The sequence below is a fragment of the Pseudoalteromonas sp. SWYJ118 genome (assembly GCF_015864505.1).
In the GTDB taxonomy this organism is placed as follows: Bacteria; Pseudomonadota; Gammaproteobacteria; order Enterobacterales; family Alteromonadaceae; genus Pseudoalteromonas; species Pseudoalteromonas arctica.
The window spans coordinates 16,952-39,663 of sequence record NZ_JADYXC010000010.1 but is presented as its reverse complement, the minus strand read 5'-3'; the positions used below and the strand labels follow the sequence as shown (position 1 = coordinate 39,663).

The following is a 22,712-nucleotide window of genomic DNA, read 5'->3' as shown; positions in this document are numbered from 1 at the left end:
AGACTCTAATAATTTATCTAAGTCCACCAAATTCTTAAATTAACTTCTTAATTATAACTAGCTGTTATAATTAAATTTTATAAAAATGGGACATGCCTATAATCTAACTTTATATTTACTCAATAATTTTCCTCCCCCACTCCTCCAAAGCTTTTCTTCTAGCTACCATGTACTCCTGCATATTATAAACCCTCTGAACTCCCTGTAATTGATGATTTAGTATTTTTTCAATCACAATTGGGTCTGTTCCAATATCAGTATCGCCTAAACGAGTCGCGACTGTTCTGCGTAAATCGTGAGGTACAAATTTTGGTACTCCTAATTGCTCTAGTTTACGACTTATAGAGCGCGATAATGAATGCCTATCAATAGGCTGCTCACCTGGGCCTGATTTGTTAGTTGTTGTACTAGGAAATACATATTTAGAATTGAGATAGCCAAATGCTGCCCGTAACTCATCAAGCAAAATAACCATATTTTGAGTAATCGGTACTTTATGGGTTCTTTCGCCATCTTTGTTTTGTTTTACGCGCTCGGCTGGGATTGTCCATATCATTTTGTCAAAATCAAATTCTTGCCACTGTGCGCCTGTAACTTCTATTGGCCGACAACCTGTTAAAGTAATACATTTCAATGCGTAAATAACTTGTTGGCTAACACCTAGCTTTGGTAAGCGTTCAAAAACTTGAATCACTTCGTCAAACTCTAGCGCTCTGGTTCGAGATTTTTCGAGGCCACCCACGCTCTTCTTTTTAACTGTGCTTATTGGGTTACCTTGTATTAAATCTCGCTCAACACCAAAATTAAACATTTGCTTAAGGATGGATAGCGTTTTATTAGCCTGCGTTTTAGAGTCTCTATCAGTTATTGGATCAAGCACTTTTTTAAAAATTTCACGGCGGGTTATTTCTTTAAGTTTATAATTGCCAATAAATGGCAGAATGTCTTTTTCGAACATTCTAATTACTGGGTCTACACCTTTTCGGTTGGCTTTAATGTCTCTTTCAATAAACTCATTTGCAAGCACAGCGATTGTAGGCGAGGTGCTTTCTTGCTTTTCAATCAGCGCTGCTTTCTTTTTTTGTAAAAAAACATCAATACCGCGCGACACATCACCAATATACTGCTTAGCAAGCTGTCTAGCTTCACTCACTGTTATTACAGATGAGTTGCCTAAGGCTAACCTTCTTTCTTTCGAACCTCGGCCTCCTAGGCGGTAATACAGATAATATACCTGTGAGCGCTTTCCTTCTTTACTTGGCTTACCAATATTTAAATAAAAACCGGAGATCTCAGTGTCATTGATTTTGGTAATTTCCAAAGGGATATTTTTGAGTATAGATTCAGTTAATTTTACTTTGATTGACGCCATTTTTCGCACACCTAGAGTTAAGTCAAAACTTTTGTCGCACAGTTATCGCACGAGCTGATTTGAGCTCACTAAACTTCACGTTTGTTCACTAGGTATAATTTAAAAGCTTAATCCTTTCAATAGCAATAACTTACAATTACTTTGAATACTTCACTGTAGAACACTTTTAGCCACTTTTGTACACGATAAAGCACAGGTGATTTTTATGGGGTGGCAGGGGTCGAGAGTTCGAATCTCTCCATACCGACCAATTAACTCCTTTTTAAACAACAACCCTCGTTAATCAAAACCTAACCATCAGTAAACTTTACTTCCAGCAATTCGATAATACTGTATATCTACTTCATATTTTTTTATTATTAATCTTAATACCAACCTGTTTACACTGCACCACTGTGTCTTGTTTTAAAGACCTCTTACTCTCACCAAAAACGTTATCTATTTTAATAAAATAAAGTTAAGCGTATAATTTTCAATCAAATATTAATAATAGGTTTTTAATTAAACTGTACAATGATATCGGTGCGAAACTAAGTTGAATTTAAGGTTCTGTATTAAGTAACTTAGCATAGCGATGATTTAAGTCATTCTGTAAGGGAAATAAAATGAAGATAGGGATAGATCTCGGTACAACTCATAGCGTAGTTGGAATTTGGCAAGATAACGCCGTTAAGCTAATTCCAGATATGGAGGGCAATGTGCTCGTCCATTCAATTGTTGGCTTGTCGGAAGACAATTATATTCTTGTAGGCCAAGCCGCTAGGGATCGATTAGCAACACACCCTGCACATACCATTTCAGAATTTAAACGTTTTATGGGCACTGATAAAACCTTTTCATTGGGCGAACAAAATTATAGCGCAACGGAATTATCTGCCATTTTATTAAAAAGCCTAAAAGAGCAAGCCGAACATTATTTGCAAGAGCCAATCACTGAGGCTGTTATTTCGGTACCTGCCTATTTTAATAATAAACAACGCCAAGCAACGCAACAAGCCGCTTTGCTTGCAGGTTTAAAAGTTGAGCGATTACTTAACGAACCCACCGCCGCAGCACTCGCTTATGGGCTCGATAATAAAGACTGTGAGCAAACTTACTTAGTACTGGACCTTGGTGGCGGTACATTTGATGTGTCGGTTATTGAGGTGTTTAACGATATTTTTGAAATACACGCCTCAGCAGGTGATAACTACCTAGGCGGTAACGACTTTACTAACGTAATTGAAGAAGACCTTTATAAGAAAAATGATTTATACAGAGGTTTTTTCTCAGATAGTGAAAATCGTAATATTTGGTCTTTGTGTGAGCGCTTAAAGTGCCAATTAACTAACGAGCCAGTAGCGAGTTTTAACTTTGAATATAAAGAAAAAACATACCCATATACTCTCACGCTCGAAGATTACCGTACATTGTGTAGCGAGTTAATAGAACGTATTAAGTTTCCTATTAACCGTGCTATGTCTGACGCCGATTTAACACTTGAAGACGTTGATGGGCTTATTCTTGTTGGTGGCGCTACACGTATGCCTATTTTTCAGCAGCAAATTAGTCGTGTATTTTCACGTATACCACAAACCCAATATAACCCTGACCATGCTATTGCCACCGGTGCTGCAATTCAGGCAGGTATGAGCGCACGTGATAAAGAATTAAAAGATGTAATAATGACTGATGTTTGCCCATTCACTTTAGGAGTTGAGGTAAATAATAAACATGGTCAGTCTGAGTTTTTACCTATTATAGAGCGTAACGCAACTATTCCCGTAAGCGAAACTCGTTCTGTTTATTCAGCTCACCCAGAACAAGAAAAAGTCCTAATTAAAATTTACCAAGGTGAACATTACCTCCCTAAAGATAATGTTTTTTTAGGTGATTTAGAAATAGAGCTTGAGCAGTTAAATATAGTACAAGAGTTATATTTAACTTATACCTACGACCTGAATGGTGTACTTGAGGTTGAAGTGACTAATGTTGCAAGTGGCAAAAAATACCGTACTTATGTAGGTGAAAATGAAGAAAGCCTGAGCGAAAGTGAATTGCGTGAACGTTTTGCACGACTTAACGCACTTAAGGTTTTGCCTAAAGATAAACTGGTAAATACTGCATTTAAAGCAAAATTAGAGCGCTTGTTTCAAGAAAACCTAGGAGATAAAAGGCGTGAAATTGGCGAGGCGATTGGCCAATTTATGGAAGTATTGGAAACACACGATAACCACAAAATAGAACGTATGATCGAAAATATAAAGCGCTATCTTAGTTATTAAAATTAGCTATTAAAGTTAGTTATTAAAGTTAACTAATAAAAAATAGTTTCAGTTAAAAAATTACATGCATTAAATAAAGAGTGAAGTAATGAACCATTGGAAAATATTAGGCATTGAAGCCACAACAGATAAACGCCTTATTAAACTCGCTTATACAGAGCTGCTAAAAAAAACATCGCCAGCTGAGTTCCCTCAAGAATTTAAAGATTTACGCAAAGCATACGAGTTAGCCATTAAAGAGGCTAAACAACCTACTCAAAATGAAGACAAAGCACCCAATCAAGTATTTGAAGACGAGTACGAAAAACAAGGGGTTACTAACGAGTCATTTTTTGATGAAGAAGCGCCCTCCTCTGCATCTACAGAAGTTGAAATTGTTAAGCCTCAACCAATTGAACTCAATTGTGTTCGCTCTATTGCAGAGCTGCAAATAGCGCTCAATGAATTATATTGTAATGTGTCATCTCGTAGCGATGTTGAACAATGGAAATTATTATTTTCAGCCCCATTATTTTGGGATGTTGATCAAAGTCAGCAAGTCTTATTCACTTTAATTGATTTCTTGTCAGAGCATTACTTTTTATCTGCCACGGTATTTAAGTTTTTAGATGAGAGTATAAAAATCTCTAGCGAACTCGTCACTAGTAAAAATAATCACTACCGTGAACTTGCTATTGCACTGCACCATTATATCCAGAGCCTACCACTGCGCATAAATTCACCATCAAATATTGATGAGGATATTAGCTTTGAACAACTGCATCAGCATCTTCAGTTACGTAACTTAATAGAAGAACAATGTATATATTCTAAGCTGACAGCAAAGCAGCTAATGATATTAATGCAGCGAGTCAATTTGGTATTTTATAATGACGAGTCACTTTATCTTTATGTGGCTAACTATTTATGGACATTGGATGCATACACAGAAATCAGTAAGTTAGTTGGCTCGTTACCGCCACCTACCGATGCAAGCATAGAACACCTGCGAGATTTACAAGCACACGCAGAATTTAAGCTTGAAAACTATGATATTGCACTCACTATTTATCTTGCGCAGCGAGAACTTATAAAAAGTTTTTATGCGATGAAGATGACTAAAGAGATTGGTCTGTGTTATTTGCACCTTAAAGATTATGAAAAAGCTTATATATTTTTAAACTCTTATTTTTATATTCGTCCTGAGGAAATAGACCTTCGCTCTGCTTTGATTATCGCTCGTCGATACTACATAAAAGATCTTAAAAAAAATGAGGAAAGTAACGCGCTTAAAATAGCGACGTTGCAATTTGAAAATGGTCGCTATCAAGATGCGTTAATAACGACTCAAACATACTCTTTGGTTTTTGACGCTAATTGTAATTATTTGCAAGCTTTATGCCTTGCTAAGCTAGAACGCTTAGATGAAGCATTTGACGTTTTTATCGCCTTTATGAATCTTCATTTACAAAAGCTGGTAGATCCTTGGCCACTACTCGTTGATTTATTTATCTACTGCCCAGACTCAATTGATTTTAATTTGATAATGGAAACTATAGCTAAAAAAATACAGCCATCTCCTAATAAGTTTTACAAAACCCCTCGTGTACTAGGTTCTGTACAAGAGAATATATACTCACAATTAGAACTCAAAACATTAGATCTCCCAGCGACTGACCATGATGGAAAACCCACTAAACCAATGGGTTATGCCCTATATCCAGATTTAGAGTATAAACAGCAATATGCTTGGGCAATGCTACATGCGTTAATGGCTAAATTAGTAAATATCGAAAACGAAGCTGTTAAGAAGCAAGTAAAACAAGCCGCTATTTATGCGATTAAACAAGCTATGCCAAAAATCACACACCAACCAAGTTGGAGCTTAAAGTTTATTCACTTAGCTTTTGATATAGATGATTTTGATACCTGTATTAAGCTTGTAAACATTGCAATTAGCGAGTTTTCTAATTTACCACAAGCTTACTATTACAAAGGCCGATCGCTAGCGGCGTTAGATCAATATAATGAAGCAATACCCGTATTACTATTAGCTGCAGATAAATATGGTGATCAGAGGCTTGGGATATACTCACTTGAATTTGCAGTGGAGTGTTGTGAAAAGCTCGTTGAACTTGGGCAACCAATGCATGCTAATTACAACGATATATGCTTAAAACTACAAACAACAAAGGAGATTGTAGATGCATAATCAAAGTGAAGTACCTTGTGTAATTAAGGATGATACGGACTTAAGCTCAGAGCAAAAATTATGGCTTATTAGCCTCTCAGGGCACCTTTCAATGCAAAATGGCTATTCATTGGATGTCCTAAAACATCATAATAAAAACTATACTGACGAGGCTATTGCTAAAGGAAATTTAAGTATTTTAGATAATGGTTATGGCGTTACAACAAAAGAAGAATTGATTGAAACTTTAAATGTTTTTTATAACACGTCAAATAGCCAAGTTTTTATGAGCTGCATGGCTGAACTCACCAGAAATGATTTATTAGCAACATACAACATTGAAGATAAATTTACCGCCTATCAAAATACGCCTATAGGTATTATGTCTGACTGGGCAGGAATACATAAAATCTCACTGGCTCGTTGTGGTATTAGAGCTTTTGATATTGGTCGCTATGCTTTTTTGTGTCGTTGTGGTGTTACCATTAATTTTTTAACTGAAGAAGAAGCATGGTGTTACCTCAAGCATATTGGAAAACTGGCACAGACCTTATTTGTTAGCTGGCAAGAATATGCAACTAGTTATGTGGTTGGTCGATGTATATGGCAGAAAATTAAAACTCAAGAAATGTACAGCGAGCCAAACCCTGATTTTAATTTTAGTCATGATTTATTTGAAAAAATAAATGATACGGCTGCTACATTGCAAAGTATATTAGCTGATGACGAGCACCCATGGTGCCAATTAGATTGGAAAATAGACTTTTGATCCCAATTGAAACTACAATATTTTGATTTTATAAATACAGATTGAATAACTCCTTTTGCAGCAGAGTTATTCAGTCTAGTTAGTATCAGTATTAGTGCTTGCGTCCTACACCATTACGTACCATGTCTTGGCCTGTTTGGAATACGTCTTCTGTAATCATGCGTGCTAAAAGTAGCTTTTGATTATCGTCAAACACAGCAACAAAACGGCTGCCATCTTTGTTATTAGTAGCCATACCAACACCGGCAACACCTTTAAGTCCAAAACCACCGTTTTCGACATCTATTAAAAAGCTTTCTAGTTCGGCTAAAGTATCAATTACGTCATTTTCATTATTCATTTTAAAACTCTTTTAGTAAGGCCTTGGCTAGGCTTTTAAATCATTATGGTGGCTATTTTATAGAGAAGAGCCAAAAACTTAAACCCTTGGCTCAGGTTAGTAACTAAATCGACTTTATAGCTAACTCTAAATTGCTTAGCGCACAACCAAACTCTTTTGCATTAACGCGATGATACTGCGTGTCACTCGTTGCAGTAAGGCTAATTATAAACTCATCTTGTTGGGCTACCGCACTTTGCTCTTGGCTTAGGCACATCGCTTGAGTAAGTGATCGCAGTTTTGAATTTGTTAAAATTGAGCCAAAACGCTGCACTGGCAGTGGCGGTATTTTTATAGCGGGTAACGCCTCATCTATTGTGCGCTTGCTTAGAGTAAACGTGTTATTGGTAATTTCAATTACACTGCTTGTAGGCCAATACGAGTAGCTATAGCTCTTACTCTCAGGTGGTGCTTTACCTTGGTTAGCTAAATGCACTACACCACTTTTGCCTATTACGGTTATTAAACTACCTTCTGGCGATTTAATAACAACCAAAGCTGTATTTTCATCAATACCAAAGCCATGCTGCATTTGTGTTTTAGTATTACTCGCTTCGCTATTATTTAGCGCAGCTGCGAGTCTAAACGTGCGGTTTTGTTCGCTAAATTGAGTATCTATAACACCAAAATTAAAGCTGCCAAGTCCACCAGCATTAGTGTTATTTTCACCTTTACGAAGTGCCTCAAGGCTTGTCGTATTTGTAAGCATACCCGTCACTTTACTTTGGATTGCTGCGCCCGCGCCTTCACCTACAATTACTGGGCGAGTTTGCAATGCTTGCGTCCACGGGTATGGATTATTGTTTTGATCAAATAATACCTTGTGAGTTAATGCTGCATTACCGCTATTAAACATCACACCGGTACTATTTTTAATAAGTGATACAAGTGCATTAGTGCCACTTTTGCATAAAGCGTATTCGGCCTTTGTGTACTCTGGATAAATTGCTTCCCGGTTATACACATTCATTAATGTATTTCTGAGAGCGGGTAATTCATCGCACGAGTTACTCGTAATCGCTTTAGCAAGTGCTGGCGTTAGTGCTAACCATTGAGTGCTTATATTTGATTGTGCTAAAAGACTCTGCGCTACATCTGCCGACTCATAAGGGTCGCGGCTCGATGCCGTAATAGCAAGCATGGTGGGTTTTGCGTTATTAACTTTTAAACTGCCCGACACAAATTGTAAAATACTATTAGTCGCGACCTCAATATTAAAATCGGTATTTACTTGCTCTTTTAAGCGCTCACCGTTTTTATCAAGTAGCGGCACTTCTAGCATATCAAATACAAAGTTGTATTCTTGCTGAGTCAGGCTTTCTAATTGCTGGTTATTTATATCGCGCCATAGCCATAATAAATCTGTTTTAGATACGCTATTTGACGATTTACCTAGCAAGGTTTTAAGTGTTTTTAATACAGCCGTTTTTGCCTCAACGTTATTATTAGGCCAGTGCTGTGTGATGTTTTTTATTTGAGAGTTATTAACCCTATATAGATTATGTAATTTACCTTCAACAACAGTCTCTTTTTCGCAGTTATTAAGCTTTGCGCTAGTACAAGTTGCAAGCTCTGAGCCCACTAAAATTAAAGTTTGGTTTTGCTCTTGAGCCACTGCATTTATTGAAAAACCAGCACCCAGTAACGCCACTAACATAACTCGTAATTTAGGCTGTTGATTACGTAAAAACGCACATATCATAATGTAAACTCTAATATAAATTATAAAACTAATGTGTTGCAGTTTAACAGCTAGCCACTTGAGCCTAAATATATTTTTATAAATGTTAAATAATTCAAGTCTCTGAAAAGCGATAGGGTTAAGCACTGCATTTAAATACATTGTTTAGTTTGCCAGCTACTCTCGCAAATATTGACTAAACAAATTTAAACCGAGCATTTATTGATCAAATCCATTGTTTAAATTACGGTGGTGCATTGTTTTAGTAACTGAGGTGGAATATGGACTTTTCTAATGAAGAGGTAAATTTTTTAGCTGAGTTATTCAAACCAAATACAAAGCAGCGCTCTCCCCGTAATCATATGCTTACAATGAAAAGCTCTGTACCCGCGAGTATTGCTCACCTTTTTACCCATGCAAATTTAACTTTGCTTGCTGAAGTTGCTAATTACCAACTTTGGTTTCCCCTGCAATTAAAAATTGATGAGTTAGGTGTAATTAACCCCACTTTGAGCGCACCAGAGGTAATTGATACAAAGGGCACTCAGCGAAGTTGGCGTTGGAGTGAGCTAAATATTAAAAGCCAAGGTTTTAATATTGAATCAATTTCCAGTACGGGCATATTTTTAAAACCATTGAAAAATGGAAAAAGCTTAAACAAATTACAGCACATGAGCTTTAACTTGCCTAACAAAGAAAGTATATCAATGGATATAGTACCCGTTAGGCAAAGTAGCTTAGGGATTGCAGCAAAAATAACTCAAATTCATAGCGGGCAAGAGCAACTAAGAGCTTATCTTTTTGAAGAGCACAAACGTCAATTTGCTAAATTATACGAAAACGGCCAATTAGTTGAACAATTAATTTAATAGCCTTAACCACCCTATACTTGCATTTAGTTAACTTTATTTAACGCTGTCTCAATGTTAATCTGTACCCCTATTTATAAATCATAGGGATATGACAATGCCAGGTGCTTTTGCGCACATTACTGCGGTTAATATTGCAACGCAAACCAAGTCACTCACTAAAATGGATATGCCTAAAAAGGCAAAACTTATTTTAAGCAAACGTCAAGCATACCTTGAACTAGGTTGTGTAGCCCCCGATTACCCTTATTTAGCTGTAGCGCAGCCTAGCCAAAATGCATGGGCCGATTTAATGCATTACGAGCGCACGGGTGATTTACTTAAAGCCATGATTGAATACTGTAAAACACTTGAAGATGAAGCATTTGAAAAGTGCTTTGCTTGGTTATGCGGTTATATGGCCCATGTTGCTGCAGATATAACGGTGCATCCAGTTGTTGAATTAAAAGTTGGCCCATATGAGCAAAACCAAACTGCGCACCGTACCTGTGAAATGAACCAAGATGCGTTTATTTGGCAACGTTTAAATTTAGGTGAGTTAGGCTACGCTGATCGCGTACAACAAAATATTGGGTCTTGTACTAACAAAGACGATAATTTTGATACCGATATTGCACAAATTTGGCAACATGCTTTATTAACAGTTCACCCACACTACGCCGCACAACACACGCCTAACTTTAATACATGGCATAACGGTTTTCAGTTTGTAGTAAATAATGCTGAAGAAAGCTATCGGTTATTTGCCTGTGCACGCCATGTTGCTGCTGATTTAGGTTTGTTTTATCCTCGCCCAAACGAAGTAGACTCCACTTTTATTGAACAGCTAAAAACACCGCACGAGCCAATGCATTACAACGATATTTTTGACTTTGCCGTTAGTAACATTCAGCACTATATAACCATTATTGCCAATGCCGTATTTTTAGATACTGATTACAGTGAAATTAAAAACTGGAACCTAGACACAGGCTACGATGAGCACAACACAATGACGGTATGGAGCAAATAGCATGAAACACTTACTCTGCATAAGCTTAATTGTATTACTTAGCGGTTGTTACACTTCAAAAAATAACAATCCAGAAATAATGGCCGATTTAGCCTCGCAATTAAAAGATATTGCTACCGCTGTAGACGGCACTTTAAAGTTTAGTGAAACACCCTATTCATCCACTGATGAGTTATTAAAAGCTGCCGTTAATAACGATTTAAGCAAACTTACGCCCTTTAACGAGTACACGTTTATTGTGGATGTACAAGATGATAACGCCGTATTACTTTTATGTGATGCTGACACTGCTTTAATTGAAGATGCAGGCTGTACTGCGCAATCAGACATACAGCATTGGAAATCGGGAGCTGTGCAACAGTGCAAAATAACTATAAACGCCCAACAACTCTGTAATTAGGTAATAAAACCAAGCTAGCTTTATAGAGCATGCATAGCTCTTAGGTGAGCATGTTCTATATAGTGGCCACTAAATACATTTAAAGTTGAGCTGTCACTTCTTCAGGGTTAAACACTAAGCCATGGCGGCTAACATGTTCTGCAAATCTTTCGGCTGGCATTGGTTTAGCAAAGTAATAGCCCTGAAATTCTTTACACCCCATTTGCGCCATTATTGCTACTTGTTCTTGGGTTTCTACCCCCTCAGCTACACACTTAATATCAAGCTCTTTACACATAGCATGTACTGCCTTAACTAAACTTTTTTGACGCTTTGAGCTCGTTACTTGGCTTATTAATGAGCGATCTAACTTGAGTTTGTTAATTGGGTAGTCGGCAAGGCGTGCAATATTAGAATATCCCACCCCAAAATCATCGACCGAAATAGTAAAACCCCACGATTGCAGTGTTTGCATAAGCTTTAACGAATGGGCTTGGTTAGCCTCAAGGGAAGTTTCAGTCAGTTCTAACTCTATTTGAGGCGGCTTTACGTTAAAGTCGGCAAGGTATTTAACTAGTTTTGACATAAAATCGGTTTGGCTAAAATCAATTAGAGATATATTTATTGCCACCGGCACACTCGGTAAACCCGCTTTAGTCCAATCGGCAATTTGAGCGCACACCTTTTGAATAATCAGGTCGGTTAGCCGACTAACCATTCTGTATTCTTCGGCAATAGGAATAAATACCACTGGCGACACATTACCCAGTATTGGACTGTTCCAACGCGCTAAGGCTTCAAGCCCTATACATTGACCCGTTGCATCTACTTTAGGTTGATAGTGCACCGACAAATCGCCCTGCTGAAGCGCTTCATCTAATAACATTGAAATTTCGTATTTTTCGATAAAAGCTTGTGATTGTTTTTTGTTATAACCACTAAGGGCCATATTACAATTTGCTAGTTTAAGTGCTTCGCATGCATTGCTAAGTACTGTTGCGCTGTTTTTTCCATGATCAGGATACTTTGCAAAACCAAATAAAAATGATTGCTGACACTTAGTACCAAACACATTATATTTTTTATCTAATGTATTTTTTATTTGTATTAATAGCTTATCTTCAAGCTCGTTTTGCGAGTTTGCCACAATTATAAAAGCGAGCTTTCCGACTCCTATATGAGCACACAACAGCGGCTCATCTGGCATCGCTTTTAAACGCTTGTATGCGTTAATCAGTAAGGCTTGAGAGTCGGCTTTAGTGAGCTTTAAATTTAAGTATTCACTATTTGCACTTTGCGCAACAACAATATAAAAACCTTTTTGGTACTTACTTGTTAGCCTATCGCATTGCAGTTCAAACCATTCTCTATTAGGTAGCCTTGTTCGCGAGTCTCTAAAGCGTAATCGTTTGTTTTCTTGTTCCATCATCGATAAATTTTGTTTAATGAGCTGCTCTTGCGTGCAATCGTAAAAGTCGTATACACGGTAGTTTGTGCTCATTGTTATTTGCTGATAACTGGCTTTAAAATAGCTTTTTTTGTACTTCACAATTTTATTTTGCGCATTTGGATCGTCAAAAGATAAAGTAGGAAATAAATGAGAGAGGTTAACGCATTCTTCTTTTAATTCTTTTTTTATACCAAACATATCAATAGCATGTTGATTAAAATCAGTAATGACAAGGTTTTCGTCAACAATAATTTTGGCTTTATTTGATTCGGTGAATAAGCTTCGATAAAGCTCATTTTTGTCTTTAAGGTGTGTATTAGCGCTTATCATTGTTTTGTTTAAACGCTTAGCAGCCACAATTGTGCGTGCTACAGCAAGGGGAATACATATGTTAAAAAATAAAAATATAAGCCCTGTAATGTATAAGTCCGCGTCGGGAAGTTGTTGAGCTATGCCGGTTAAACCCGAGACATCAACGTTATTGATGATCATATAAAACGGCGCAATATTTAATACGCCATAAGCAAGGGCTGTTCTATAACCAAGTAGCATAAGTGCGATTATCGGGCAAGAATACATATACATAGAGCCCACTTTAGCAAGCTCTAGGTCTGTTAAAAATAAGTTCATTGACACGCTAGCAGCTACAATGGCTATTAAAAGTGCATGAGCGCTAAAGTGATAGAAACGCTTACTTGCTATAAGTAAACCACATGCAGTAGCAAGAAAGCTGCTTGTTAATACAACAATATAAATTAAGTTAAATTCAATAGCGCTTGTGTACGTGTGGCACGCCACAGCAAAACATAACACCATTACTAATGATAGAATAATGCGCAGTGCACTTATTCGCCAATTAGCAACCTGACCAGGGGCTGAATAATGGTCATTTAATAAAAAGAATCTATTGAAAAAATGCATAATAAACAACAGTTAAAGCTCATTCTTCTATTAGACATTGATAGCTTGTTAAAATCAATCTAATGAATGTAATTTCTATTTACATAGTTCTATAAAATAGACAAGTGTAAACCTACTTGTTAGCCGTTAAACATTCATTTTTCGAGTGTTTTTACAGTTATCTTCTTTAAGAGCGAAACCGCTGCACCCTAAAAATTCACCGTGCTTAGATTTGCGTTTACGCATTTCGCGACCACACTTTTCACAAATTGGGTGCTGCGTTTTACACTCTGTATTCACACATTGTGAGTACGTGTTTTTATCAATCGATGGGCCACTACAGCTTTTACACACTCGTAATTTAGTTTCGCAAATTTGCGTATTAGTACAACTATAATAATCACCATATTGACCCGTTTTTGGCACAATTAAACCGTCGCTGCACGTACTACACTCTCTTTGCTTTAGTTGCGACTTATTAAACAACGTTGAAGCGATTTGAATGGGATAATTGTCATCTACTAGTTCTTTTACAAACGCTGAGCATGCATAAGGGTCTGCAATTAAATACGCTTTATGTTTAGCGCGCGTAATACCTACATAAAGCAAACGCCTTTCCTCAGAGTGAGTGAATTCATCTTGCTCTGGTAATAACGCCTCCACCAGCACATTATTTTGATTATCGCTAGGAAACCCTAATTTACCTTGTTCAAAACCAATAATAATACAGTAATCGGCTTCAAGCCCTTTGGCACTATGCAATGTCCAAAAATAAAGAGAGTTTGTATGCTTTTTATCTTTTAAATGCTGCTGCACGCTATTTAACATGTATCTATATCGACTAAGTATGGCAATGCTCGCTGATGCATCATTTTTTTGAATAGTGCTTATGCTCTGCTGCACTTTTATTTCTATCGATTTAGTACCTTGGTATAAATCGTCTAATAAAATAACTTGTGGTGTGGTTACTTGTGTATGTGTGCTGATCTGCTTTTTATATTGCTCAGGGTTTTGCATTACAAAACGCCCTGCTACATCACTAATACTATTGTTATATCTAAATGTTTTTTGCAACATAGTAAGTGAGTGGCTGCCCACTAATTCATTAAAGCGTGTAGTAAGCGCTAAATTACCACCCGAGAACCGATAAATTGCTTGCCAGTCATCACCAACAGCAGTAAAGCGTATTCCGTTACCATGTTTTAATATGGCATTTATGAAAGCCATACGCGCGCTTGATATGTCTTGAAACTCATCAACTAAAATGTGGCTCCACACAATATTAAAATCTCCGCTTACTATCGCCTTTGTTGCTTGAATAATCATGTCGTCAAAATCAATGGCACTTTGCGCGTTTAGTTCATTTATATAAGCATCATGAATTTGCACTAACAAGTTTGCATATTGCTGGTAATTTTTAATACCACTTTGCTTAATGCGCTGTGCTATTTGCTTATTATTTAGTTGCTCCACTCGAATAGCTTGTAAACATTTTATGTACTTATCAATGCCTTGCTGTAACTGCCCTGAGTTATTTAAAGTATGAAATATTTCGTCGTTACTTAAAGGTGTTAATTCAACATTATGCTGCTTTAATTGCTTTGCGAGGGTTTGCTCTAGCTTTCCTTCTACCCAGTTGTAATGAAAGGTCTCGAGTAAGGTGGTGCCATTTTGTTTATGCAGTTTTCGCTTAAATGCAACTTGCTCATTATAGTGTTTTTTATCTATATCAGCACGTGTATTCCCTTGCCTATCAATGCCAAAGTGCTCTAGGTAAATATCATATTGAGGTATATAAAAGTCTGGTTGGTATTGCCCACTTAGCTCTGCGCCTTGGCTAAAGTGATAATTCACCTCATAACTGTGCGGTACGCAATTCAAATGTAGCCAGTTTGAAATAAGCACTTCCTGATAACTTTTTACTTTATGACCCGCAAGGCTACGGTATTCGTTATCGCGTACGTACCGCTCGTACTGTGCATTATCTTTAAAGCTAAATATATCAATCGGCTCATGGAGTAAATCTACAAATGCTTTTAAAAACTGTGGCTCGGTTTGTATTTTTTTACTTACCCACCCAGTTAACCAACTATTTAATTGAACTGGGTCAGTTGCAAATTTTGACAACTCGATTGGCTTTTTAGCACTTTGTAGTAATTTAAGCCCAAGCGCATGAAACGTTAAAATAGTGGGTGCTTTGGTATGCAATTTTGCATGCGTGGCGCGTTTAATAAAGCGCTCTTTAAGCTCATTTGCTGCTGTTTTATTATAGGCCAGCACTAAAATTTGCTCAGGCTTGGCAATATTGCATGCTATTAAATCTAAAGACTTTGCTACCATCACAGATGTTTTACCTGTGCCTGCTGCCGCTAATACTAAATTTTTATCGTTATCGCGTATTACCGCTAAGCGCTGCTCTGTTGTTAATGGATTTGACTCTACTTGATTAAAAAAGTCATTTTTAAGAGTTAGTTGTTTTTTTTCATATTTATGGCGCAACTGTGCAATTGCATCGTGAGTATTGGGTGTAGTGCTCAGTATATTTAAAAATTTAATACTACTTTGCGATAAGTGTTGTTGCCACACACTTGTACTTTTAGCGTACTGCTTGGTAAGCAAAAACACATCATTATTAAGTGTTTTTATGGAACTATCACGTAAAAACTCATCTAAAGCATAACGCTTGAGCGAAATCTTTGCGTTATTTACCTTTTGCTCAAGCAGGACTGAAAACCGCGTGTTAAGGGCAGTATTTAAGGTGTTCGCTTGTGCTTTGTTTAAAAAGCTAATTGATGTATTGCTACTGTCGCACAAATTAATTTTGGCGCTAAATAAACGGTTTTTAAGTATTGAGTAATTATAAAAGTCTTTAATTAAAAATGTCCGCGCGGGAGCACGTCTAAAATGCACAACAAGGCGCTCTTGTTCAATAGTTACGTGTTTAATACGGATAAAAAAACGGCCTAGCCAACTTGGAGTAGCAATATACTGCGCCATAATACTCAATATGAAGATATGCTTTACCTTAATTGTAACATACTCTTTTATAATACATTTAGCGCTAAATCGATGCTTACTTAGTAAACAATTTAATTGGTAAGTTAGTTTTTAAACCTGGTGATTAATGTTTTATTTACACCCGTTAACAAATTTAAACATTTATAGATAGCTTGTTGTGTAACAATGCACATATACAAACTTACACTTCATATAATTGTTAGGTATATCCCCAATTAAACAATTATTTACAGCCTAATTAAGTGGTTTAAAGGAGCTAACATGCTTAAAAAATGCATTACCACAACGGCTTTAATTTTAGCATTATGCGCTTGCACGTCAGAAACAGAGTCGGATTTAGTAAAAACACAAGGTATTTGGGCAGGTTTTGAACTAGTTTCTGACGGTAACCGCACGCGTGTTAACGCAGAACTAAATGCAGGCGATGCTAATGGCTCTAACATTGTTTTAAGCGATAGCGACTCATTACAAGCTGTTGTTAATAGCACTGCTATTGTACTTACAAAAGATACCGACTTTTTAGACGTTGATTACCAAGCGTATATAAATGCCACTGACGATAACCAACAGTTTGATATAAAATTTAAACGGGATGATGGCATAAATGCTAATTCGAGCGTGGAGTTGCCTTTAAATTTTATTATTTTAACCCCGAGTAACAGTCAAAATTTTGGTATTAATAGTACTCTTACAGTTCAATTAGATGGCACTGATCCTAACAGTACAAGCCAAGTAGAACTTAGCAGTAGTTGCACTACCAATAATAATGAAACGCTTTTGCAGTCAACATTTTTTGCGCTTAATTCATCTCGCCTTGAAATAAATTTACAAAGTTTAGATATGTTTAGCAGCTCGCAAGTAGATCAAAGTAAAACGTGTGATTTAACAATTAGTGTAAAACGCGATCGATTCGGTAGTATTTCGGGTGAATACGCTAACCAAAGCTATATTAAATCCCAGCAATCGCGCGCTATAAAAAATATGACTTTAACGTTTTAATTTGCACGCTAATTTACTCAGCGTTAAGCTACGCCTTTATTAAGTAACTCTACCAATTGTAGTTGACCTCCTTATTTACAGGAGAGCTAATAACAATTGATATAAAGGTTTATTATGACTAACAGCACATACCCTATTGGCACACCTGGCAAAAAATGGAATAACAACGATAAAGCCCAGTGGTTAGCGCGCCAAAACATTAAACGCAGTTACCAAAACGAAGTCGTAACGCTAATTAATGATCTTAAAAACACCTTAGATATAGAGCAATACGGCGAGCTTAATTACGCCGCTGGCACTTACCCATTATACATATTAAAAACGCCTAACTTTAATGCTAATAAACCAACTGTTTTAATCACCGGTGGTGTACATGGCTATGAAACCAGTGGCGTACATGGCGCACTTAGGTTTGCTAAAACATCGGCTATGCAATATTGCGAACAGTTTAATATTATAATTGCACCCTGCATTAGCCCTTGGGGATATGAAACTATAAACCGCTGGAACCCAGACGCCATTGATCCTAACCGCTCATTTTACGAGGGCAGCCCAGCTCAAGAGTCAGCCGCTATTATGGCGTTTGTAAAATCACTCGATGTAGACTTAGTCGCTCATATTGATTTACACGAAACAACTGACAGCGATAACAGTGAATTTAGACCCGCACTTGCTGCGCGTGAAGGCACTACTAACAATAACTGGAACATACCTGATGGGTTTTATTTAGTTGCAGATACCAAAAAGCCTGAGCCGGAGTTTCAAAAAGTCATTATAGAAAGCGTTGCAAAAGTCACTCATATTGCACCGAGCGATGAAAACAACCAGCTAATAGGCGTACCTCAAGAGCAATTTGGTGTGATTAACTATGCAGCTCGAGAGTTAGGTTTATGTATGGGCTTTACTGATGCACCCTATGTAACTACTACAGAAGTGTACCCAGATAGCCCAACTGCAACAGATGAAGAATGTATTTTGGCACAAGTCGCCGTTATAACAAGCGCACTGAAATATATAAGTACAAACACGCAATAAAAACTGCATATAAAAAATGCCCAAGGAGAATATCTACTTGGGCATTTTTTATGAAACTTTACCAATCTTAGTTTTTATAAAACTGACTGTCTTTGGTTATAGTGATGCTGGCATCTTCTTGCGCTGTTACTATAAATTTAAGTTTAGTTACTTTTCGTTCAATGTCGTAGCCATCGGCTGTTACGGTCACTGGTACGCTTTTCATAACACCCGGTTGAACAAGTGTAGAGCGTGGGCTTGAGAGTATTGCACCAGGTAAACCCTCTATAGCGATGCTGTAATGCAGTGCTTGTTGGGTTTTATTAATAATAGTAAGTGTGTAAGGGTTTTCTACTAAGCCTTCGTAGTTCACTCTGTAGAGCGCATTTCTGTCGCGTAGTACCGAGGCTTCTATTGGAGTACGTTGCAGCATCCATGCAAACATCGATATTATTAACAAAGCCGTTAATGCGCCATATCCTACTAGTTTTAACCTAAATGGATTGGTTTTCCCCCCTTCCATTTGTTTTTCACTCGCGTATTTAATTAAGCCTTTTTCGTAACCAAATTTATCCATGGTATCGTCGCAGGCATCAATACATAAGCCACAGTTTATACATTCATATTGCAATCCATTTCGAATGTCTATTCCTGCAGGGCATACCTCTACACACAAGTTACAGTCTACACAGTCACCTAAGTTAAGCTCTTTTGGATCAGCTTTGCGTTTACGTGGTCCTCGGCTTTCACCTCGCTCGTTATCATATGTAACAAGCAACGTATCTTTATCAAACATAACAGCCTGAAAACGAGAATAAGGGCAAGCAATTGTGCACATTTTCTCGCGTAAAAACCCAGCATTACCGTAGGTGCAAAAAGCAAATAAAAACACCCAAAAGCTCGTTATACCTGACCACTCAAACGTAAGCATTTCCATATACAAACTTTTTGCCGGAATAAAATATGCCATAAACGAGGTAGCGGTTAAAACTGAAATAACAATCCACGCACTGTGCTTAGTTATTTTTTTGCGCCAAGTGCTTAGCGTCCACTGTGATTTATCTAATTTAATTCGCTGATTTCGAGTGCCTTCTATGCGTTGCTCTACCCACGAAAACATGAGCATCCATATAGTTTGCGGGCACGTATAACCACACCAAACCCGACCAAGCCAGTTAGTTACAAAAAATAATGCAAAAGCCCCCACCATAAATAGCAGGGCTAAAATCATAAAATCTTGAGGAAGGAGTGTTAGACCAAAAATAGTAAAAGTTTGCGTTGCCACATCAAGCAGCACAGCTTGTTGTCCGTTATATTGGATCCACGGTATTGCAATAAAAGTTAGCATTAACAGCCAACCTAAATTACGGCGTATGCGCTGAAAAAATCCTTTTTGCTCGCGGATATAAATTGGCCCTTCGGTGTTATAGGGCTTAATGATCATGTCTTCTTCTTTAATATCAAACTTCATAGTACTTGCTTCATAATGACGGGTATTATGCAAGTATTTGCAACTTTCAGACCAAGCTGAAACTTTATTTATATCATTGATATTAAACAGTTTATTTCAACGCAGTAAAATAGAATTCGCGATATTAAACGCGCTGCGCGATATATCACGAATTTTTAGCAATCCCTAACTTTCGCATTTTTGAGCGTAGTGTACTCTCAGGTAAGCCCAATTTAACTGCTGCCCCTTTATAACCCGATATTTGCCAGTGCGATAACGCGAGAACAGAGGTTATATGCTGCTTTTGGGCCTCATCAAGCGTAAGTGAAGGGTTAATAACTACTTCACCACCCGCTTGCAAAGGCTGACTTAGCTGTAGTACAGCCTGATTAGATAAAATAGCTTCGCGTTCAAGTACATTTTGCAGCTCTCTAATATTGCCTGGCCAATTGTAGGCTTGCAGCTGTGTAATTGCTTTTTTACTTAGTCCTTTTAAGTGTTTACCCAGTCGTTTATTTATCTGCGCAATTAAATTAGCGCATAAATAAGGAATATCCTCTTTTCGATCTTTAAGGGCGGGTACTTTTATAGGAAATACATTAAGCCGATAATACAAATCAATTCTAAACGTGCCTTTTTGTACCATTTCCCACAGGTCGCGGTTAGTCGCTGCAATCACTCTAATATTTACTTTTAGCGTATTGCTGCCACCCACACGTTCAAACTCTTGTTCTTGCAGGACTCTCAGTAATTTACTTTGCGCCTCAAGTGGAAGCTCTGCTATTTCATCTAAAAACAAGGTGCCTTTATCAGCAAGTTCAAAACGCCCTTTACGGCGTTCATTTGCACCTGTAAACGCGCCTTTTTCATGGCCAAAAAGTTCCGATTCTAGCAAACTTGGGGTAAATGCGGCGCAATTTACTTTTATAAAGGCTTGTTCGCTACGCTTGCTTAGTCGATACAAATTACGAGCTACTAATTCTTTACCCGTGCCATTTTCGCCAAGTATAAGCACTGTGCTGTCGGTTTCACTTACCAGTTTTATTTGATCTAACATGGTTTGAAATATATGACTTTGTCCAACTAGCCCTGAGTCTTGCCAATCTTCGTTAAGTTCTGCAATTAAGTAGTTGTTTTCATCTTTGAGCTGCTCACTTAAATGATTTACTTGCTCAAGTGCCTCTTGCAAAGCATTTTGTGTTTGTTGTTGCAGTGATATATCGCGAAATACCGCTACAGCACCAATTAACTCATCATTTTTATAAACCGGTGTTGAGGTGTATTCCACTGCAAATGAGCTGCCGTCTTTACGCCAAAAAACTTCATTTTTAACTTCACGACGTTTGCCGTCAAACATGGTGCAATATATTTGGCATTCATCAGCGGGATAAGGTGTGCCATCAGCATGAGTATGGTGATGATATTGGTGTATTTTTTTACCTAATAGTTCGTCAGCGCACCAACCTGTCATGCGCTCAGCGGCAGGATTAACAAACACCGCATTACCCGACAGGTCAAAACCGTATATGCCCTCACCTACTGCGTTTAGCAATAATTTAGGATCGTTTAAAAATTGTTTTATCATAAATGCACCTCGCGAAATATCGCGAGCATTATGGCAATTTTATACATTAAGTGCACTCATTACTTAAAATGCACTTACGTGTAAATTAAAACGCTATAAATAGTGCTGAAATAGCGTTTTTACATCTATTTTTGCACCTAGCCTTGCGGCTATTAAGTAAAGTCCTGCAAGTTTTCGGTGAATAAATAGCGCATCAACGGGCGGTGTATGCCATTGCTGAGATTGCCCACTAAGAGCAAGCCCTGCATTTTTAATTTTGAGCGCTAGTTCGCTATTTTTAAAATCAAACTCCCCTTCTGCTCTCAGTGGCTCGCACGCCATTATGAATAAATCAATGACGTTGTTTTTATACTCATCAACTAAGTCATTTTTAAAATAACCAATGTGTAAAGCCGCTCTAAGTAGGCCTTCTCGGTTGTTTTCACTGCCCGCTTTAAATAAGGCCAAATAAGCGCGGCTGAGCTCAGATGATATTTCTCGCGTTGCACCAAAATCAAATAAAACAATTTTTTGTGTATCAAGCTGATAATGAAAGTTGGCAAAGTTAGGGTCGGTTTGAATGAGTTTAAAATCAAACATCTCTTTAAAAAACAAATCAATTAGTTGTGCTGCAACAAAGCTTTTTTGGTTATTAGGTAGCTCTATAATACTCTCAATCGGCTCAGCCTTTACATATTCCATGGTAAGTACTTGCTGCGTACTATGCTCTGGATATACGTTAGGCACTTTAAAATGGGGATTAGTTGCTAATGCATTTTTATAACGTATTAAGTACTGAGCCTCCCTCTTATAATCAGCTTCGGCCAATAACTGAGCTTTGGCTTCACTAATAAGCGGTTTAATATTAAGATCTTTTGGCAATAATCGAGAAATCGTTAATAACGAAATAACATTGTCGACATCACTCACAACACTTTTTGCAATACCAGGATATTGAATTTTAACAGCCAGTTGCTCACCATTTTCCTTATAAGCTAAATGTACTTGCCCAATAGAAGCCGCAGCAAAAGGTCTTAATTCAATATGAGAAAAACGCGCTAGCCAGTCATCTCCCCATTGCTCTTTTAATACCTCTACAAGTTGTTTATGAGGCATTGGGTTGGCATCTGAGCGCAGCAAAGCAAGTAATTGAGCTAATTCAGGACTGAGTAAGTCACCGGCATCCATTGAAAGTAATTGCCCGAGCTTCATTGCAGCGCCACGTAAATGAGATAGCTGTGTGGCTAGCTTTTCAATATTTTTAGGTTGTAGTAGCAAGCTTTTATTGTCCCAACCTTTACCGGTTAGCGCGCTCTTAGCGCCATCAACTAACATATTGGTAGCAACACCTGTGGCAAGTGAGCCTAATTTTGCAAAGCGAGAAAGCCGAGAAGTGGGAACAGTACGAGGAGCCGCCATAAT

At 37.6% G+C, this 22,712-nt stretch carries 16 protein-coding genes; 8 read left to right on the top strand and 8 right to left on the bottom strand.

Annotation, left to right across the window (positions count from 1 at the left end):
• Positions 1 to 115: 115 nt before the first annotated feature.
• Positions 116 to 1,372, bottom strand: a complete 1,257-nt coding sequence (locus tag I6F48_RS11215) for a tyrosine-type recombinase/integrase (RefSeq protein WP_197119440.1) — start codon at positions 1,370 to 1,372, stop codon at positions 116 to 118.
• 605 nt (positions 1,373 to 1,977) lie between these two features.
• Here I6F48_RS11215 and I6F48_RS11210 point away from each other — a divergent pair.
• The 3 genes from I6F48_RS11210 to I6F48_RS11200 all read left to right on the top strand — a co-directional run bounded on the left by I6F48_RS11210 (position 1,978) and on the right by I6F48_RS11200 (position 6,575).
• A complete protein-coding gene (locus tag I6F48_RS11210) occupies positions 1,978 to 3,636 on the top strand; it encodes an Hsp70 family protein (protein ID WP_197119439.1) in 1,659 nt (552 codons plus the stop codon).
• Positions 3,637 to 3,724: 88 nt separating this feature from the next.
• A complete protein-coding gene (locus tag I6F48_RS11205; protein WP_197119438.1) occupies positions 3,725 to 5,827 on the top strand; it encodes a CDC27 family protein in 2,103 nt (700 codons plus the stop codon).
• The gene (locus I6F48_RS11200) at positions 5,820 to 6,575 is read left to right on the top strand and encodes a DUF1266 domain-containing protein (RefSeq protein ID WP_024593049.1); all 756 of its coding nucleotides are present in this window, start codon (positions 5,820 to 5,822) and stop codon (positions 6,573 to 6,575) included. The genes I6F48_RS11205 and I6F48_RS11200 overlap by 8 nt, the downstream gene beginning before the upstream one ends.
• 91 nt (positions 6,576 to 6,666) lie before the next feature.
• Here the strand turns inward: I6F48_RS11200 and I6F48_RS11195 are convergent, their stop codons facing one another.
• Together I6F48_RS11195 and I6F48_RS11190 are read right to left on the bottom strand one after the other, a co-directional pair.
• Positions 6,667 to 6,915, bottom strand: coding sequence for a hypothetical protein (locus I6F48_RS11195; protein ID WP_007580368.1), 249 nt, complete (start codon positions 6,913 to 6,915; stop codon positions 6,667 to 6,669).
• A gap of 103 nt (positions 6,916 to 7,018) precedes the next feature.
• Positions 7,019 to 8,656: a cyanophycinase gene (locus tag I6F48_RS11190; RefSeq protein WP_197119437.1), complete on the bottom strand. Its 1,638-nt coding sequence runs from the start codon at positions 8,654 to 8,656 to the stop codon at positions 7,019 to 7,021.
• 260 nt (positions 8,657 to 8,916) lie between these two features.
• On the opposite strand from I6F48_RS11190, the gene I6F48_RS11185 reads away from it, so the two are divergent.
• The 3 genes from I6F48_RS11185 (at position 8,917) to I6F48_RS11175 (ending at position 10,916) form a co-directional block, all read left to right on the top strand.
• Positions 8,917 to 9,504: a hypothetical protein gene (locus I6F48_RS11185; protein WP_165728861.1), complete on the top strand. Its 588-nt coding sequence runs from the start codon at positions 8,917 to 8,919 to the stop codon at positions 9,502 to 9,504.
• Positions 9,505 to 9,601: 97 nt separating this feature from the next.
• The gene (locus I6F48_RS11180; protein WP_165728862.1) at positions 9,602 to 10,516 is read left to right on the top strand and encodes a zinc dependent phospholipase C family protein; all 915 of its coding nucleotides are present in this window, start codon (positions 9,602 to 9,604) and stop codon (positions 10,514 to 10,516) included.
• 1 nt (position 10,517) lies between these two features.
• Positions 10,518 to 10,916: a hypothetical protein gene (locus I6F48_RS11175; RefSeq protein ID WP_024593055.1), complete on the top strand. Its 399-nt coding sequence runs from the start codon at positions 10,518 to 10,520 to the stop codon at positions 10,914 to 10,916.
• Positions 10,917 to 10,995: 79 nt separating this feature from the next.
• Here the strand turns inward: I6F48_RS11175 and I6F48_RS11170 are convergent, their stop codons facing one another.
• Together I6F48_RS11170 and I6F48_RS11165 are read right to left on the bottom strand one after the other, a co-directional pair.
• On the bottom strand, positions 10,996 to 13,266 hold the full coding sequence (locus tag I6F48_RS11170; RefSeq protein ID WP_197119436.1) for a sensor domain-containing protein: 2,271 nt from the start codon (positions 13,264 to 13,266) through the stop codon (positions 10,996 to 10,998).
• A gap of 126 nt (positions 13,267 to 13,392) precedes the next feature.
• The gene (locus I6F48_RS11165) at positions 13,393 to 16,242 is read right to left on the bottom strand and encodes a UvrD-helicase domain-containing protein (protein WP_197119435.1); all 2,850 of its coding nucleotides are present in this window, start codon (positions 16,240 to 16,242) and stop codon (positions 13,393 to 13,395) included.
• A gap of 282 nt (positions 16,243 to 16,524) precedes the next feature.
• Between I6F48_RS11165 and I6F48_RS11160 the strand changes: the two genes are divergently transcribed.
• Together I6F48_RS11160 and I6F48_RS11155 are read left to right on the top strand one after the other, a co-directional pair.
• A complete protein-coding gene (locus tag I6F48_RS11160; RefSeq protein ID WP_024593058.1) occupies positions 16,525 to 17,262 on the top strand; it encodes a hypothetical protein in 738 nt (245 codons plus the stop codon).
• 114 nt (positions 17,263 to 17,376) lie between these two features.
• Positions 17,377 to 18,297, top strand: a complete 921-nt coding sequence (locus I6F48_RS11155) for a M14 family metallopeptidase (protein WP_197119434.1) — start codon at positions 17,377 to 17,379, stop codon at positions 18,295 to 18,297.
• A 67-nt stretch (positions 18,298 to 18,364) separates the two neighbouring features.
• Here the strand turns inward: I6F48_RS11155 and ccoG are convergent, their stop codons facing one another.
• The 3 genes from ccoG to I6F48_RS11140 form a co-directional block, all read right to left on the bottom strand.
• Positions 18,365 to 19,747, bottom strand: a complete 1,383-nt coding sequence (gene ccoG / locus I6F48_RS11150; RefSeq protein WP_197119433.1) for a cytochrome c oxidase accessory protein CcoG — start codon at positions 19,745 to 19,747, stop codon at positions 18,365 to 18,367.
• A 145-nt stretch (positions 19,748 to 19,892) separates the two neighbouring features.
• Positions 19,893 to 21,311, bottom strand: coding sequence for a sigma-54 interaction domain-containing protein (locus I6F48_RS11145; RefSeq protein ID WP_197119432.1), 1,419 nt, complete (start codon positions 21,309 to 21,311; stop codon positions 19,893 to 19,895).
• Between the two features lie 93 nt (positions 21,312 to 21,404).
• Entirely contained in the window at positions 21,405 to 22,709 is a 1,305-nt protein-coding gene (locus tag I6F48_RS11140) for an ABC1 kinase family protein (RefSeq protein WP_024593062.1), read from the bottom strand.
• Between the last annotated feature and the right edge of the window lie 3 nt (positions 22,710 to 22,712).